The sequence below is a fragment of the Lacticaseibacillus paracasei subsp. paracasei genome (assembly GCF_000829035.1).
GTDB classification, from domain to species: Bacteria; Bacillota; Bacilli; order Lactobacillales; family Lactobacillaceae; genus Lacticaseibacillus; species Lacticaseibacillus paracasei.
In genome coordinates this window covers 473,311-489,410 of record NZ_AP012541.1, presented here as the reverse complement: position 1 = coordinate 489,410, position 16,100 = coordinate 473,311, and the positions used below count along the sequence as shown (strand labels likewise).

18 protein-coding genes, 1 tRNA gene and 2 pseudogenes are annotated in these 16,100 nt (G+C 45.4%); 9 read left to right on the top strand and 12 right to left on the bottom strand.

Annotated features, from left to right (window positions below):
• Positions 1-165 precede the first annotated feature (165 nt).
• The 4 genes from LBPC_RS15075 to LBPC_RS02310 all read left to right on the top strand — a co-directional run bounded on the left by LBPC_RS15075 (position 166) and on the right by LBPC_RS02310 (position 2,229).
• Positions 166-519: a helix-turn-helix domain-containing protein gene (locus LBPC_RS15075; RefSeq protein ID WP_003572184.1), complete on the top strand. Its 354-nt coding sequence runs from the start codon at positions 166-168 to the stop codon at positions 517-519.
• A complete protein-coding gene (locus tag LBPC_RS02320; protein WP_003572182.1) occupies positions 512-934 on the top strand; it encodes an ImmA/IrrE family metallo-endopeptidase in 423 nt (140 codons plus the stop codon). Before LBPC_RS15075 ends, LBPC_RS02320 begins: the two co-directional genes overlap by 8 nt.
• Positions 935-1,092: 158 nt before the next feature.
• Positions 1,093-1,800, top strand: coding sequence for a putative zinc ribbon protein (locus tag LBPC_RS02315; RefSeq protein ID WP_003661644.1), 708 nt, complete (start codon positions 1,093-1,095; stop codon positions 1,798-1,800).
• 192 nt (positions 1,801-1,992) lie between these two features.
• Entirely contained in the window at positions 1,993-2,229 is a 237-nt protein-coding gene (locus LBPC_RS02310; RefSeq protein WP_003572177.1) for a hypothetical protein, read from the top strand.
• On the opposite strand, the gene LBPC_RS02305 is transcribed toward LBPC_RS02310, so the two are convergent.
• The gene (locus LBPC_RS02305) at positions 2,213-2,833 is read right to left on the bottom strand and encodes a hypothetical protein (RefSeq protein ID WP_003586911.1); all 621 of its coding nucleotides are present in this window, start codon (positions 2,831-2,833) and stop codon (positions 2,213-2,215) included. The genes LBPC_RS02310 and LBPC_RS02305 overlap by 17 nt on opposite strands.
• 89 nt (positions 2,834-2,922) lie before the next feature.
• Between LBPC_RS02305 and LBPC_RS02300 the strand changes: the two genes are divergently transcribed.
• Both LBPC_RS02300 and LBPC_RS02295 read left to right on the top strand, forming a co-directional pair.
• Positions 2,923-3,183, top strand: coding sequence for a hypothetical protein (locus LBPC_RS02300; protein ID WP_003573997.1), 261 nt, complete (start codon positions 2,923-2,925; stop codon positions 3,181-3,183).
• A gap of 112 nt (positions 3,184-3,295) precedes the next feature.
• Positions 3,296-4,465, top strand: a complete 1,170-nt coding sequence (locus LBPC_RS02295; RefSeq protein WP_003569067.1) for a site-specific integrase — start codon at positions 3,296-3,298, stop codon at positions 4,463-4,465.
• 127 nt (positions 4,466-4,592) lie between these two features.
• Here LBPC_RS02295 and LBPC_RS02290 read toward each other — a convergent pair.
• Positions 4,593-4,664, bottom strand: a tRNA-Arg gene (locus LBPC_RS02290).
• A gap of 121 nt (positions 4,665-4,785) precedes the next feature.
• Here LBPC_RS02290 and LBPC_RS02285 point away from each other — a divergent pair.
• Positions 4,786-5,331, top strand: coding sequence for a hypothetical protein (locus LBPC_RS02285; protein ID WP_003661641.1), 546 nt, complete (start codon positions 4,786-4,788; stop codon positions 5,329-5,331).
• Positions 5,332-5,520: 189 nt separating this feature from the next.
• Here the strand turns inward: LBPC_RS02285 and cysK are convergent, their stop codons facing one another.
• From cysK to LBPC_RS02240, 10 genes and pseudogenes are all read right to left on the bottom strand, one after another.
• Positions 5,521-6,450: a cysteine synthase A gene (cysK, locus tag LBPC_RS02280; protein WP_016365576.1), complete on the bottom strand. Its 930-nt coding sequence runs from the start codon at positions 6,448-6,450 to the stop codon at positions 5,521-5,523.
• A 33-nt stretch (positions 6,451-6,483) separates the two neighbouring features.
• Positions 6,484-7,299 carry a homoserine O-succinyltransferase gene (locus LBPC_RS02275; RefSeq protein ID WP_003573694.1) on the bottom strand — a complete coding sequence of 272 codons (816 nt, stop codon included), beginning with the start codon at positions 7,297-7,299 and terminating at the stop codon, positions 6,484-6,486.
• A gap of 444 nt (positions 7,300-7,743) precedes the next feature.
• Positions 7,744-8,643, bottom strand: a complete 900-nt coding sequence (locus LBPC_RS02270; protein ID WP_003573692.1) for a shikimate dehydrogenase — start codon at positions 8,641-8,643, stop codon at positions 7,744-7,746.
• 18 nt (positions 8,644-8,661) lie between these two features.
• On the bottom strand, positions 8,662-9,879 hold the full coding sequence (locus tag LBPC_RS02265; protein ID WP_003661639.1) for an MFS transporter: 1,218 nt from the start codon (positions 9,877-9,879) through the stop codon (positions 8,662-8,664).
• Positions 9,880-10,164: 285 nt separating this feature from the next.
• Positions 10,165-11,061, bottom strand: a complete 897-nt coding sequence (gene aroE, locus LBPC_RS02260) for a shikimate dehydrogenase (RefSeq protein WP_032781064.1) — start codon at positions 11,059-11,061, stop codon at positions 10,165-10,167.
• Positions 11,062-11,157: 96 nt separating this feature from the next.
• A pseudogene (locus LBPC_RS02255) lies at positions 11,158-11,895 on the bottom strand (SDR family NAD(P)-dependent oxidoreductase); the annotation flags it as partial.
• A 187-nt stretch (positions 11,896-12,082) separates the two neighbouring features.
• Positions 12,083-12,946 carry an IS3 family transposase gene (locus LBPC_RS02250; RefSeq protein ID WP_003663214.1) on the bottom strand — a complete coding sequence of 288 codons (864 nt, stop codon included), beginning with the start codon at positions 12,944-12,946 and terminating at the stop codon, positions 12,083-12,085.
• On the bottom strand, positions 12,943-13,218 hold the full coding sequence (locus tag LBPC_RS02245) for a transposase (protein WP_003566536.1): 276 nt from the start codon (positions 13,216-13,218) through the stop codon (positions 12,943-12,945). Before LBPC_RS02245 ends, LBPC_RS02250 begins: the two co-directional genes overlap by 4 nt.
• Positions 13,219-13,270: 52 nt before the next feature.
• A pseudogene (locus LBPC_RS15060) lies at positions 13,271-13,381 on the bottom strand (2-deoxy-D-gluconate 3-dehydrogenase); the annotation flags it as partial.
• Between the two features lie 16 nt (positions 13,382-13,397).
• Entirely contained in the window at positions 13,398-14,264 is an 867-nt protein-coding gene (locus tag LBPC_RS02240; RefSeq protein ID WP_003661635.1) for a sugar phosphate isomerase/epimerase family protein, read from the bottom strand.
• 154 nt (positions 14,265-14,418) lie between these two features.
• Between LBPC_RS02240 and LBPC_RS02235 the strand changes: the two genes are divergently transcribed.
• Both LBPC_RS02235 and LBPC_RS02230 read left to right on the top strand, forming a co-directional pair.
• On the top strand, positions 14,419-15,312 hold the full coding sequence (locus tag LBPC_RS02235; RefSeq protein WP_003661634.1) for a LysR family transcriptional regulator: 894 nt from the start codon (positions 14,419-14,421) through the stop codon (positions 15,310-15,312).
• A gap of 178 nt (positions 15,313-15,490) precedes the next feature.
• Positions 15,491-15,994, top strand: a complete 504-nt coding sequence (locus tag LBPC_RS02230; protein ID WP_003661633.1) for a DUF1440 domain-containing protein — start codon at positions 15,491-15,493, stop codon at positions 15,992-15,994.
• Positions 15,995-16,100: the final 106 nt, after the last annotated feature.

The window sequence follows — 16,100 nt, the reverse complement described above, 5'->3', positions numbered from 1 at the left end:
CAAATAAGACAGATGATCTACTTATCCACCGTTATCGCCAAAGACATGGATGGATTAGCTTGTTGATGTTTGCTTAATTACTTGATGAATTCATAGTAAACCACACGTGATAAATTGTAAACCACTTGTGATAAATAATTCGTCATGACCGGGAGAACTCGTCTCATGAGTACTTACGACAGAATAAAAACACTAGCTTCAAATCGAGGGTGGTCACTCCAAAAATTAGCTCTGAAAGCAGGTATAGGCATTAACAGCATCTATCGATGGAAAAAGATGACCCCATCTACCGAGAATGTTCAGAAAGTTGCTGATGTTCTTCAAGTTTCTGTGGATTATTTACTTGGCAATACGGATAACCCCAATCCTGACAATGAAGGTTCTAAACCTGTTGATCTGTCAGGAACAAACATCTTTACCTATCAAGGACAGCCTGTTCGCCAAGACGATTGGGAAATCATTCAAGCTATTTTGGAACGACGCAATAATAGCAGCAAAAAGCGTGATCGTCATGAATGATCATATAGAGGACTTGTTGAATCAGGTGATTGACTATGCTTGGGATCACAATATAGGCTGCTCGACTATCCCCTTACACGAGGACCAAGGCCCTTTGGTTGATACAGAAGCTCGCCTAATTATTCTTAACAACAAATGGCCGAATGCAAATGAGTTGCCATTTCAAGCAGCTCATGAATGTGCACATATTCTCAACGGGGATAACGGTAAGCTTCGATACACAAATCAATACACTAAAAGCCGTACAGAGAATGGAGCCAACCAACGTGCGCTATCAATTATCGTTCCAATGTATTTCGCAGACATTCCAGAAGAATCAGCAAACATTGACCAATTCATGAATGATTTAGCGATACCGCAATGGTTAGAGGATTCTGCCGTTCAATGCATTGAACGGTTTTATGAAAACTACTGACTGTTCATTGTTGAATTAGCTTGCAACCAACTGGTAAAAGCAGATGATATCAGTATAATCGGAAAAGTCATTAATTAATTGTAGAAAGATGTTGATGTTGGATTATGACAAAAATATGCACATTATTAGATACTCAAGACTCTCAGATTTCTGAATGAATGAATCTGTTACCGGAAGACCAGGTTGATGCAGGGCAAGCATATGATGGTCTCGGCAACTCCGAAATTATTGATACTGCTTTTGAAAATAAGATATGGCAACTAAGTAAGTTTGCTGCCTTAAATCAACCAGTTTCAGTCGATATTGATGGGAAAGTATATGCCGAAATTAGGCAAACTAAGTACTTCATTGGAAAGATACCGAACGACAAAGTCAAAACATTCTCAGCCTTGTATCTAAATGACAAAGTGGAACTGTGGGTATCTATACACGGGGGGACATATAAACAAACAAGTACACGAATCGATGGTTCTATTACTGTCAAAACTTATAGAGACCCAGTAACTTTAAAACTTATCGCCGAAGATCAGCAACCAGCTAAGACGCTCAACAATAATTCCGGTGAAGAATGGTCTGAAGTCGGCAAAAAAATGTACGCAGCAAAAAGAAAGCCTTATTGCCTGAATTGTAAACATCAGCTTAAAGGCGAGCGCTTTTGCCCCAACTGCGGGGCTAAAATAATTTATCCAGGTGAACATCAGAACGGTATGCCAATCAATTCATGGGAAAAAGTTGCCAATGGTGCTGATAAGTTTTCACAATCAGTTGACAAAACCGGGAAATTTTTTAGCGACTTCGGTTGTGCGATGACTTTAGGATGCACAATACCAATTATTATAATAATTATACTGTTCGGTCTTATTTAGTCCCTTCCCCAACGCAAGCGGCGTCTCCGTGCAAGCCGGAGAGTGGGGCTTGTGCCACATACCAAGTAAAGGATGTGAGTCATCATGCTAAAAAAGATAGTTGCCATCTTACTCATTGTTTTGTTGGCTGGCGCAACAACCGCTTGCGCTAGTGATCAAGACGATGATCAAAATGTCGAGCAGTTTAACTGAGTGTTGGCTGGATACAAAAAACCCCCGGCCGCTGTGGTCGAGGAGCAATTAGATTATGTGGAGGAAAAGAAATTGCAAAAAGACAACTCAGATAAAGCTAAAAGTTTGCCAGATAAAAAATCCGGCCTCTTTTTTGACAGAAATGTACAAAATCGTTCAATCAAATTAGTTCACAAAGACCCTGTTCCCCCCAAACCAAAGATGCCGGATTCGGCATCTTCTAAGAATAAGGATTGATTCCGATAATATAAATTTTCAATTGTCGGTCGAAGTCAATGATTTGTTCACTGTTTTGTGGAGACTCATCATATTTTTTCTGTGCCAATTTCACGGTCCAATCCTGTCCATATGTCATCAACCCGATTTGTTGAGTTGGGTCGTCGCTTCCAGGTAGGCGATTGGCGTAACCACTAGAGATAAGCTTGTCGTTAAAGTCGAAAATGATGACAAGCTTTTCCTCACTGTATTCTTTATTTTTTAATGCCTCAACTAGCGGCGACCCTGGCAATACGGTGGCAACGTGAAATTGTTCTTGTATCCATATCAGGCATGAATTTCCTAGCTTAATTAAGAAATAGTAAGTGAAGGCTAATGGAACAGACAAAATCAGCGTAACTACGAAAAGGCCAAATTCACTCCAGAAGCTGTGACCAACTGTTCCCCAGATTTGCTGGTAAATTGCGAGGCCACCAGCAGCATTCAGCATAGATATCAGAATCAAAGCGATAGTACGATCTGCCTGTCTTGCTGGCAAATCGAAATGAATAGCATCTAGCTTATCGAGCCATATGAAAGTCAAGAACCCAGGGATACCCGCTAAGATTAGTTGTTGCATTTCCATGATTTATACTCACCTAATTTCTTTTTGCATGAATTTCATTCACTTAATTATATCACGAAAAGCCACACAGATTGTAGGGGGTAAAGCCTATGAAACCAATTACAGTAATCTCTTATAAGTTTGGCGAAAAAACTTGGAAAAATTTTGAAGGAGAACCGATCAAAAAATATGAGCACTCAGTTCTCCTAGACATTTCAGACACCGAAGTCTTCACTGATAAAGAAAAAACAGAACTAAACGACAAGATCGTTGTCCCCTTTTCTAGAATTAGAGAAAAACGATTCATCAAAGATATTCCGCTCAGTAACGTAAACGAGGCACTTAACAAGAAAAAAGCAGGCAGGAAATAGCGCAAAAAGCGCCTACCCCACCGACCAAAGTGAACGGGTAGACGCCTAACAAATACTCGGAGTCATAAGGCTCTTTGTATACTCGATTTTACCAGAAAAGGAGGCAATTCGCATGGCAACATTTAGGAAACGCGGCAAATATTGGGAATACCGGGTTAAGTATACGGACTCCGCCGGTAAACAGCTGGTTGCTTCACACGGCGGGTATCGGCTTAAATCATCTGCGCAAGATGCTGCGGAAGCTGTAGAAGATGACCTCAAACGTGGTGGCGATCCATCAAAACAAGACGTTCTGTTACTTGATTATTGGGATCAATGGGCTGAAGCATACCGAATCAATGGCAAGTCAATCAACACTGTATACCGTTACAAACTTTTCAGAAAGCACCTAAAGAGCCGATTTGATGGCCGAAAGCTTAATTCTATTCGACCTATCGAATGGCAGAAATTTATTAACGATTTTGCTGCTGGCAAAGATCGCAAGGAGAAAACCACACGAAAGCGGCCACGTGAGCGTTCGAAAGATATCGTTACCAAGATGAACAGCTATGTTCGTGGGATGGTAAAAGCGGCAATCAATGAACGCATTCTATTTTCTGATTTTACCTTTGGAACGAAGACATCAGGCGTGCGCTCTAGTGGGAAAGTAAAGGTGCTAGACAGCCGTGATTTCGCTAAGGTTAAAGCAATTGCTATTGAACGGGCTTCGTACCGCAATATCGGGGCGCTTGCTGTTTATATTGGCTCGATGACTGGCATGCGAATATCTGAAGTGTTGGCTTTAACTTGGCCTGACATCGATACTAAGCTCTGCGTCATTCACGTTACGCGTTCTTGGGATCATTTGTATGGAACAGGATTCAAACCAACTAAAACTGATTCGTCAGTTCGCGACATTGAGATATCGCCCAGCGTCATTGAGCTTCTTAATAAGATCCATCAGGAACAAGCAGCATCTTATCTTCGTACTGGATATCGTGACGAAGACCAGATGATTATGCGTGATCCACGTCACAACGTGATTACAGACAGCGCATGTAACAAAGCCCTGCACGTCATTCAGAACAAAGCTGGGATCCCTGAAGATAAGCAGATCACCTTTCACGGGTTGCGTCATAGCCACGTCAGCTACTTGATCAGCAAAGGCGTCGACATCTATTATATTTCAAAGCGGTTGGGTCATTCAGACGTGACTATTACGATGAAAGTCTATGGTCATTTGTTAGACTCACAGAGAAAACAAGAAGCACATAAGGCCGTGTTATTCATGGATCAGCTATGATTGTGTTTGTCCCCTTTTTGTCCCCCGAAAAATAAAAACAAAGTAACTCTAAAGATACCTAAATTGCTGTAAATGCTGATACATAAGCTTTTTAAAAAGCTAAAATAACCTAAAGAAAGCTAAATAATGCCTCCACCGGGATTCGAACCCGGATCTGTGGTTTCGAGGACCATTATGCTATCCGTTGCACCATGGAGACTTATAACTCCCATTATAGCCATTCTCGAATAATTTGCATCGTCCTATTGCTTCGAAATTTTCAAAGCAGTAAACTTTGAAAATTAAGTTCTACCTTTATAATCCTGAATAAGAGGCCCCCTATGTCACAAATAATACTACTCATTGCTGCATTGTTTTTCTTCACTCGTCATGTCTTTCGTTTCGAAAGAATCTCACGGTTAACATTAGTTATCATACCCGCTTATACCTTAGTGACCGGTATATTATTAGTTTCTCACAAGCGGCCTACCTTTTTGGCACTTGGGGTAACCATCTTGATTGGTGCCATTCTGGGCTGGTTTCAAACAACTGGTCTAAAAATCCACGTTTCTCAAAAACATGATGTCAATGGCCTTCCTATCATTGAAATTCGCCACGGATGGCAATATTTGGTAGGCTGGATCGTGATCTTTATTTATGGTCTTGGGTTTGCGTTGCTATCAGGATGGCATGTGGATGTTTTATCGGAACTTAGTGAGGAGATTGAAAAAGATCTTTTCGTATGGAAGAACTTTTCCTCAAGCACATGGAACATCATGATCATGTCAGCCACAGCTAGTCTGGTCTATACATGGCGACTGTTGCAGAAAGAGCCAAAAATTCAAGCCGTCATTTTCAAAGGAACCCGTCTTGATCATCATGACTAAAGTAAAGAAAGAATCACGGACTGATGCCCATGATCATCAGTTGATGCATACTTGCATTTAATTAGTTTATCAAATGGTCCATATAATTTTTATCCATATAAAAGTGGCCCGATAGCTGACCTTTGTCAGATACCGAGCCACTTTCATTTCATGTTCTATTTCATCAATGCCAGCTGCAAAATTGTACCTTTAATCTTCGAACTTAAACAAGTCCGTTGACAAGTATCGTTCACCATTATCCGGCGCGACTGTTACCACGCTCTTGCCTTTGCCAAGTTTCTTAGCAATTTCAATGGCACCGAAAATATTGGCGCCGGCAGAGATACCTGGCAGGAAGCCTTCTTCATGGCTAACGTGACGAGCCATGTCGATGGCTTGGTCGCTGGTGACTTCAATAATGTCTTGGTATAGGTTGGTATCCAAAACGTCTGGGATGAAGCCAGCGGAGATACCTTGGATCTTATGCTTGCCGCCGTGCCCTTCTTTGAGCATTGGTGACTCAGCTGCTTCAAGTGCATAAATTTGCACCTGCGGGTTGATTTTCCGCAACGCCCGGCCAACTCCGGTCAACGTGCCACCTGTGCCGACGCCAGCAACGAAGGCGTCTGGGGTGCCGCCATCAAAAGAACGGATGATTTCTTGACCGGTGGTGCGCTCGTGCACATCCGGATTAGCCGGATTTTGGAACTGCATCGGCAAGAAGTAACCATTTTCCTTGCTGAGTGCCTGAGCTTTTTTAATCGCACCCGGCATGCCATCCGCCCCTGGTGTCAGAATCAATTCGGCGCCATAGCCCCGCATTAACGCACGACGTTCAACACTCATCGTTTCTGGCATCGTGATGATCAGGTGGTAGCCTTTAGCCGCGGCGACCAAGGCCAAGCCGATGCCAGTGTTGCCAGATGTTGGTTCAACAATGGTGCCGCCTGGCTTCAAAACGCCCTTGTATTCGGCATCTTCAATCATGGCCAAGGCAATTCGGTCTTTGACAGAACCGCCGGGATTAAAGAATTCAAGCTTCACATAAACATCTCCTGCATCTTCTGGGACGACACGATTTAGCTTAAGCAAAGGGGTGTTGCCAATCAAACCGGTAATATTATCTGCTGCTGTCACCATATTAAAAGCCTCCATATTAGTTGATTGATTTTCCTAATGATTGTCATTGCGATGATCCGCGACATGTTGAATCCAATTGTCAAAAATCGTTCGTTGCGTTTTCTTCCAATTGAACTTGGGATGATCGTAATCATTTTTGTGATGATAATAATGTTTAGCGCGAACATAGTCGATCTCTGGATGAGCAGCGACTTCACGCTTGTATTCTGAATCCAATCCCCATCGATCGTATTCGATGTGTGAAAAGACGAAAGTTTGCGTATCAGTCGGTTCAGTCACCATGAAGAGTTTGCCCTTCGTCGTCGTCGCGTTAATCGTGAGCCGCGGGTCGGCATGAATACCGCGGACATCCATTTCGGCATAGCGTGCATGCGGCGACTTGAAGTCATTTTTGAGTCCCTTCAAAAGTGGGTGCGGCTCAAGAATGGTTTGCGGATAAACGCCAAAAAGTTTATGCGGCAAGATTAGCTTGCTGATGCCAAAAAAGTAATTCAATGCCACCATCCCACCCCAGCAAAGATAGAGCTGATTAGGGACATGCTGACTTAACGTTTTCAACAAGGTTCGAACTTCGGCGATGTAATGCACTTGATCAAATTCCAAGGTTTCAATCGGCGAACCGGTGATGATGAACCCATCCATCGTCGCCACCTCATGAATGTCCAGCGGATCGAGGATTGAACTGACCGCTTCCGGCACCGTCCGTCCGGCGTAATGGGTCATGGGGTAGTAAAAATGCAAATCGACCGGTATGTCAGTGTGCGTCAAAACATGCTGTAGCCGAGTTTTGGTGTCAGCCTTATCATGCATGACGTTCAAAATACCGATCTTGAGTGGCGATTTTTCCAAGGTTCACCTCCTATTCCCTCATAATGACTAATTAACCTTAAAAGAAACTTTGCGTGTGACCGTGGGTAAGAAACCCCACATGTGGTCATTTGCCCGGACACATCAGGTGGATACCCTGACCGTTCGACTGGTGCCAACATCGTTTGAATTCAATGAGGTATTTCATAGTATCCTCCCTTTCAGTACTTATATACTAACTAAATGTAAGGCCAATAACAACCTTTGACGTTGATATATTCGCGAATACTTTTTATTCAATTAGCAGGTGACCGCATGCCCACTCAGTCAGCTTAGAAAACGCTGGCACATGGCCACGGAATGCAAAAAGCCCTGATGCCAGTGGCACACTGACATCGGGGCTTTTTTACAAGATTATCTTTTTTTTTGATTTGTCGAAATGACGATTTTAAGCGCGTGGCTGACTGCTTGAATTCGTCTTCTTGTTTACGAGTGCGCGACTGCCGCCGGTTCACCAAACACCGTCTCGCGAATATAATCAACTGGCATTTGTAGGCCTGTCCACAGATGGAAGGCGGCGGCGCCTTGATTGATCAGCATGTTAATGCCGTTATACACGTGGTTCACACCGGCTTCTTTAGCGAGCTGCATAAGTTTGGTTTCGCGCGGTGCATAGACCGTATCAAACACGATCGTCTCTGGCGTAAACCAATCGCCATCAGGCACATTACTAATAGTTTCTAGCGGCTTCATCCCCGCGGGTGTCGCATCAACATAGATCACTGAATCCGAAATGCTAGCCTTTAACGCCGGTTGATCATCGAGTGCAAACAATGTCGCATGGCCTTGCGTTTGGTCATTAATGATGGCCACATTACGTTCGGCATTTTGCCACGAAGCATCACGACGATTAAAAATATTGATTTCCCGGACACCGTCCAAAGCTGCTTGAATCGCAATCGCTGTCCCCGCACCGCCAGCTCCTGCCAGTGTCATTTTCTCGCCGCGAATATCCAAGCCATCGTTGCTCAGTGCTTGCATGAAGCCTGTGCCATCGGTGATATGGCCGGTCAGCACCCCGTGGTCATTGACAATGGTATTTACGGCACCGATCAATTTTGCGGCCGGCGATAGTTTGTCCAACAACGGTATGGCCTTTTGCTTATTCGGCATCGACAAATTACCACCCAGAAAATGCAGGCTGCGCATAGCTTGCAAGGCGTGTGCCAATTCAGGTGCATCAACATCAAAGGACAGGTAAGCATCATTTAACCCAAGTTTTTCAAATGTTGCGTTATACATTGCCGGCGACATCGAGTGGCCAGCAGGATGCGCCAGTAAGCCAGCTAAAACGGTGTGACCGTCAATTTCATCTTTTAATGACATGTTCCGAACTCCTTTTTGCTAATGGACTTGTGAAACTGCTAGGACGTGCTTTTCCTGCGTCTTCACGACCAGTGCTAAACCGATGCCGACAATCGTGATGACAATATTCAAAAGAATGATCATCCGTGGTGCCGCATCGCCAAAGGCCTTGGTCAACCCGGCAGCGGCGGATAACACCGCATAGTTGGCAATACTTGAGGCAATCATGACCAGCGAAGTCGCTGTGCCTTTATGACTGGGGAAGAAACTGATAGTCGTTGAGGTGGCAAGTTGCAACACACCGCCAGCCGCGGCATAACCAATCACAAAACTACCAATGTAAAGAATGACCGGCGTCTGCACAAAGTAGCACAAGGCTAACATGACCACCGCAATCGTCGGATACAGGATCAAAACGGTGCTTTCTTTTAAACCGGCTTTGATCAGACGAGCCGTCAGCAACACCGCAATCCCAGCACCAACGGCGTATAACGATTGCAGCGTTGCTGGATTTTTAACCCCGTAAGCCGCCCCTAGTTCCTGGTTGCAATTCAACCAAACCATGAAGGTGGTCGAACTGGTGAAACCAATTAAAATAGCCGCCACAGACCCAATTGAAAAATGCATTTTTTCAGGCGTGCCAGCTGCATTCAGCTCTGGTTTTTCCCGCTTAGGAAATGGGAAAACGATAATGGCAATGGCATCCGCAGCCAGCGCCACGCCGCAGATGATGAAGATCGTCCGAAATGACAGGCCAGCCGCCGCAACGCCGCCAATGAAGAACGGCAAGATAAACTGCGCGGTGACCACAGCGAATTTTGTCAGAAGATTGGCAATCGACGCCGATTCCGGAAACATTTCCATGAGACTCGGGGAAACACAGGTGTCCAAAAATGAGTTCGCCATCCCATTAAGAATACCGATGAGATAAGCCGCCCAGAAACTATTGACCGTGATGATGCCGATGAAGAAGATCACATACAACCCGATCCCAATCGTCCCAGAAACCTTCCGGCCAAAATGATCCGACACTGGCCCGGCAAACGGATAGGCAATCAAGCGACCTAACCCGAACTCCGCAATCACTGACACGACCATGCTGACGTCAACGGTGCCATTGCTCAGTTGTTGCGCACCCCAATTCGAAGCAAACTGCGCCTTATACTGACTTAGAATGGAAGATGCAATCCCCAGCATCGCATAGGAAAAATACAGTGCCAGTGCACCCGGCAAAAAATGATTACGTTTGGTTTTCATCGTTCAAGTTGCCTCCGTTTTTAAACGTGTTCCCTACACCAGAGACCGGTCTGGTTCACGCTCTTTTTTAAACGCGTTCTCTGGCGCAGAAACCTGCACATAAGGAACTCAAGCCTAAATGGCCAAAATGGCCAAAGACCAGCCATTTAGGCTTGAGGCCGCTTATGCTCCAGTTTCTGTGCGCGCCAGTTCACGCTCTTCCTAAACGCGTTCTCCAGACCAGAAACCTGCGTGTAAGGACCCTGAACGTAATGCCCAAAACCCGGCCATCACGTTCAGGCCCGCTTACACTCCGGTTTCTAACCGGTCTGGTTCACGCTCTTCTTCAAATGCCTGATATGCCTTCACCGGCATGTCCTGACCAGTCCACAATTGATATCCGGCTGCGCCTTGCCAAAGTAGCATGCCTTTACCCGGTGCTGTTTTTGCGCCAACTTTTTCAGCATCTTCAATCAACTTTGTCTTCAAAGGATTGTATACCGTGTCAGCCACCACCAAATCTGCGCGTAGGAAACTCGGATCAACAAGGGAAACCCCATCGTCTGGTTTCATGCCGACAGTAGTTGCGTTGACAAGAATATCGGCGTCCGCAATCGCCGCTTTGAGCCTGTCAGTATTTTCCAACTGAACCACATCTACTTTGACAGCAGGTGCTGCCTCGGCCAACTTTTTGGCGGTCGATTCAGCACGTGAATAGAATTCATCCTGCCGATTAAAGATGGTAATCTGTTTTGCACCATCTAGCGCCGCTTGGACTTGAATGGCAGTCGCGGCGCCACCAGCACCTAATACCACCAAATGCTTGCCTTTGATATCAATCTCGTGTTCCTGCAAATTCCGAACAAATCCGATGCCATCCGTGATGTGACCGATCAATTTGCCATCATCATTCACAACGACATTCACCGCACCAATGATCTTGGCAGCTGGCGATAACTCGTCCATCAAAGTTGCTGCTACATTTTTACACGGCATCGTGACGTTGCCGCCGCACATTTTGAAAAGGCGCATGGCATTCAATGCTTCTGGCATCTGCTCCTTGGTCACGTCAAACGCCACATAAGCTGCATCAATTTTTTGTTTTTGAAAACTGAAGTTATACATTGCTGGCGAGCCAGAATGGCCAACCGGACTGCCCAGCAAGCACAACAAACCAGTCGCTCCAGAAATCCACGTCTCCATGTTCAGTGCCTCCATTAAGTTCATATTTTCACGAGCATTTTGAAAAGAAGAACCTGACCCAAGGTGCGATCAAGTTGCTTCTATCAATATTGCAAATTACTTGGCAGCTTGGTGCGCTTTAATTGCGTATTCACGCCGACCACCCGGCTTCGGAATCATATCTTGCATCATGATGCCCAGCCCGCCATCAACTCGCAGTTCATCACCGTTTGTGTAATCGGAACGGTCACTGCTCAAGTAAAGGACAGCATTGGCGATGTCATCCAAGTTGCCAATCCGGCGACTGGCAACTAAGTGCTCACGGCCGTCCAACACGTTAGGATCCTTGTAAAAATCAGCCGACATCGGGGTCTTCACCAAACATGGCATGACACAGTTGCTGCGAATCCCGAACTGGCCCCATTCAGCGGCCATTTGTTTCGATAACATATTAACCGCGGCTTTGGTTGTGCTGTAAGCCCCGCTGTATGTCTCTGGAAAATCAGCCGCAACCGTTGAAATATGCACCATCGTCCCATGATGTTGGGCAATCATTTGCCGACCAAATCGTTGTGACATCAAGAAATAACCAGTCAAATTAATATTCACAGCCGTCTTCCACTCATCCAAACGCAAATCCTCAAACGGTGAAAAACGCAAGATAGCGGCCGTGTTCACGAGAATGTCCACTTTGCCAAACTCAGCCACAACCGCTTGCACCGCAGCATCGACTTCATCTTCATCTGTGGTGTCAGTTGCCACTGCTAATGTTTGCACGCCATATTGATCAGCTAATTTTTTAGCTGCTGTCTGAATCGCATCTTTCTTAATATCAACCAAGACAAGCTTCGCCCCAGGCAAGAATGTCAATGGTCCGGACAAAAATTGTACGGTTCTGCCGAATGCGTATGGTTGTCACTTAAATTCACGCATTATCAGATCTTTTATCAGCGTTTAATCTTGTTTAACGTGCCATAGGTACGACAAACAAGCCCTGACATCTGGTGCTTTCCCCAGGGCTGTGCGCCTATTGAACGGTTACTTATGCAGCTGCTGACTTTCTTTTGCAAGCACCGCGACCGTTGGTCTCGCGATCATGATTGTAGAAGGTGTTGTAACGAGCAATGGATTCAGTGACGTCTAAAATTGATTCATAGTTGATCTGCTCCAACCGGACCCATTCTCGTTTCAATAGCGAATGGTAGGCCTCAATCCGCCCGTTATCAGCCGGTTTGCCTTTGCGCGAATATGAGTGACGCAGGTGCGCATCTGTCAATGTTGTCTCAAACAAACGACTGGTATATTGACTACCCATATCGCTATGAACCATCTTAAAAGTATAACCTTGGTGAATTAACGCTTGAATCGGTGCGACCGCGAGGTCTTGTGTCATCTGTTGACCCACTTGCCAAGCTAAGACTTTTCTCGCTTTTGGATCATACGCTGTTGCAAGGTAAACCCAGTTTTGGTTGATCAGTTGAATATAGGTGATATCGGTGGTCACGACCTCAGACAAGTCAGCTAGGTGTCGCATTAAATTAGGTTTTTGGGGCATGTCAGTGGTTGTGGTAGGCTTTTTAGAGCGTTTACGATACATTGTCGATTGAATCCCCAATTCACGCATGACTTTCCAAATCGTGCGGTCACTTAAGCGGCATTTAAGTAATTTACGAATACGTTTAGCAATCCGCACGTATCCGTAAAACTTTCGACGTTGCCAAAGAACCTGAACCAGCTCTTTAAGCTTAATTCGGCGGCGATTTCGTGACTTAGGATGCCACCTTAACCAGTCATAGTAGGTACTCGAAGGGATCCGTAACGCTCGGAGAATAACTGTGATGCGGTGCCCCCGGCTCAATTGATCTTGAATCATAAAAAGAGCGGCCTTTCGGCCGCTATGAATCAACGCTTTGCCAGCAACACCGCCGCTCGTTTTAAAATATCGAGTTCTTCCCTCAAACGGCGATTTTCTTTTTGAAGTTGCTTGAACTGTTCGTTGGTCACAGCAGTACCTTGATGATCAATGGCAATGACAGTGGCCGCCTGAACCCATTTGCGAATAGTGTCTAAGGAAGGACCGTATTCTTCATGTAGTTCTTTGAATGAGTGTCCTTTTTCATGAAGATCAATCAAGGTTTGCTTAAATTCGGGGGTGTAGCGAATAGCTGTATTGGTCATAAAATATTCCTCATCTGTCAATTATCGCACAAACTATTTTTGTCCGTAATTACAGCATAGGAGCCCCATGCTCTGCAAAGGCTTCGCAAAAATGAGTGCCCATCCCGCCAACAGCACCAGTGACAACGACAACTTTGTCTTTCAAACCTAACCAATCAGCCATAAAAATTACGCTCCTTTTAGTGTGTCGCAACAGTTTCCTTCAAAATTTCCGGCCATGCCGCCTGCAAGGTTTTCACCGTGGTGTCGTAAGTATATTTGGCAACCCAGTCAATCCCTTTGGCCATGTAGTGATCAGAAATAACTTCAACGCCAATCACTTTTGGATCCACGCCAGCCTCTTTAATCATCTTGATAAACTTTTCAGTCCGATCTTCAAACCCAGTTCCCGGTGCTAAGCGATCGTGCATCGACTCGTCACGCAAAATGGACTTTGCATATGGCCGCTTGTAAGCATCATCAAGTTGAATTGAGATAACGCGCTTAGCTTGTTCCTTCGTCAGCAAGTCGAACGGCTGGTCTGCTCGAACCCAGTGCCACATGTCTAACAACATCATCACATTCGGAGCACCGGCGCCTTGGAGAATCGCCCAAGTCTTTTTCAAATCTGGCATGCCGCTATATGGCATCGGTTCGAGGGCAATGATGAGATTACCAGCCAAAGCTGCGCGATGTGCCAGTTCCTGCAACTTCTTGGCCGTGAAGTCAACTGGATAGCTTTCCATCAAACCGGTGTTGATATGTTCAACGTCAAACAAGTGACACATATGGAAACAGGTTTGCTCCTTATATTTTTGCTCGTATGTCCGCGGTTCTTCACACCATTGCACGATGTATTCAACCTCGGTGCACTTGATATGATACTGATCAAGAATGTCGAGAATCCCTTGATCTGTTAAACCTTCATTCAGCGCATCGACGTAGGTTTCGGCGCGTAAGCCGATGCCATCGTACCCAGCTTTTGCGGCTGCTTTAACGCGATCTTCGAATTTGCATTGGTCGCCTAATGTCCATGAACTAACGGTAATTGGATGAGTAAGTGTCATGATAGTGCCTCCCAAAATGATTTGTGATTAATTTTTCAATCTTGTTTACAAATTGAATTGTATACGGTTGCACAAGCGACTTCTAATTCATTATAATGAGGGTGCTTATAGCTGGAGGCTATCGTTCCGGTTAAGCCTTCATAGGAGGACCAAAATGAACCTTTTTCATCTGCGATATTTTGTTACATTAGCCAAATCACAGAACTATACCCGTGCTGCCCGCCAGTTAAACATCACCCAGCCCAGCCTGAGCAATGCCATTCATGGTCTTGAAGCCGAACTGGGTCTTGCCTTGTTTGTTCGACAAGGACGCAACGTTGTTTTAACTTCGGAAGGCCGCGAGTTCAGTCGCATTGTGGATCACTCGCTAACCATCCTCGATAGCGGCATTGAACAGTTGCAACACCAAAACAACGAGCAAACGGTGATTAAACTGGCCGCCTTACGTACCCTCAGCACACGCTGGGTCCCTGGCATGGTACGCGAATTCTTACAAAACAGCCAGCAAGATGTCCGTTTTGAATTCACGAACGAAAACGGGCTATCACCACAAATTATTCAAGGTTTACGCGCTAAACATTATGATATTTGCTTTTGCTCAAAAGTTGACGAGCAAGAGGATATTGCCTATTTTCCAATTGCTTCTCAGGCACTCGTCGTGATCACTCCGACTGATCATCCCTTGGCTACTCGCAACCAGATTGAGCTTAGTGAAACCTTGGCTTTCGATCAAGTCACCTTCTCCAAAAGAAGCGGCCTCGCGCCCATCATCCGCCAGCTTTTTGCCGAATGCGGCGGCCAACCACACAGTGTGTACGCCATTGAAGAGGATGAAGCCGTCGCGGGTCTCGTTGCAAACGGCTTCGGCATCGCCGTTGTCCCCAATATGCCACTTCTTAAAACGCTACCCGTTAAAATCATTCCGCTTAGTTTTCCAACTTGGCAGCGTATTTTTTATATGGCAACTTTAAAAGATCACTACCAATCCCCAGCCGCCAAAGACTTCATTGACTTTGTTCATACCCATCATGCGGACATTCGCCAGTAAAGTGTGCCTGATGCATCAGGTCAATAGTCTGGCGCTATTAATCGTTAAAGGCTGCGGTGCACTAATCAAGTTCGCGCCATTTTAGCTGAAAGCCAAAACTAACAAGATCAGACCATGCTAAATGCCTGTCGCTGTTCTAAAATGGAAGTGTTCAAGACATTTTCAAGGAGGTCATTGCATGCGTACACAAACAAAAACATCTGTCATGAAGCTTGCCGCGGTTGGCGCCGTTGCCGGTTTAGTATCAGGACTTGTCAAATTAGGCTGGGAAAATATTTTGCCGCCGCGGACACCTGAACGTGACGCGACCAATCCGCCGCAAACATTCCTGCAGCAACACGGTCTCACCGCAGCACAAACCCATGCAACTTACACTTATTCAGACCATCAGATTCCCTGGGTCAGCCTCCTCATACACTTCGGCTTCTCATCAAGCCTTGGTACGCTTTATGCTGTTGCCGGCCATTACGTACCGCTTTTTAAACTTGGCTATGGCAGTATGTGGGGCCTGGGCGTTTGGGCAGGTGCCCATTTGTGGGCAATGCCGGCACTAAAGATTGTGCCCGCCGCTAAAGATCAACCGGTTGAGGAACACTTATCCGAAGCAGTCGGTCACATGGTTTGGAACACGGTCAATCAGATCGTCATCAGTGACATGTTGCGCGAAAAAAGCGGCAATTAAGTGATGCATTCAGCTTCAAAGTAAAAGCGTTAACTAAAAAGTCTATGCTGACAACCGAATCTTCGGCATGCCAACACAGACTTTTTTACTATGATCAATTTTTATT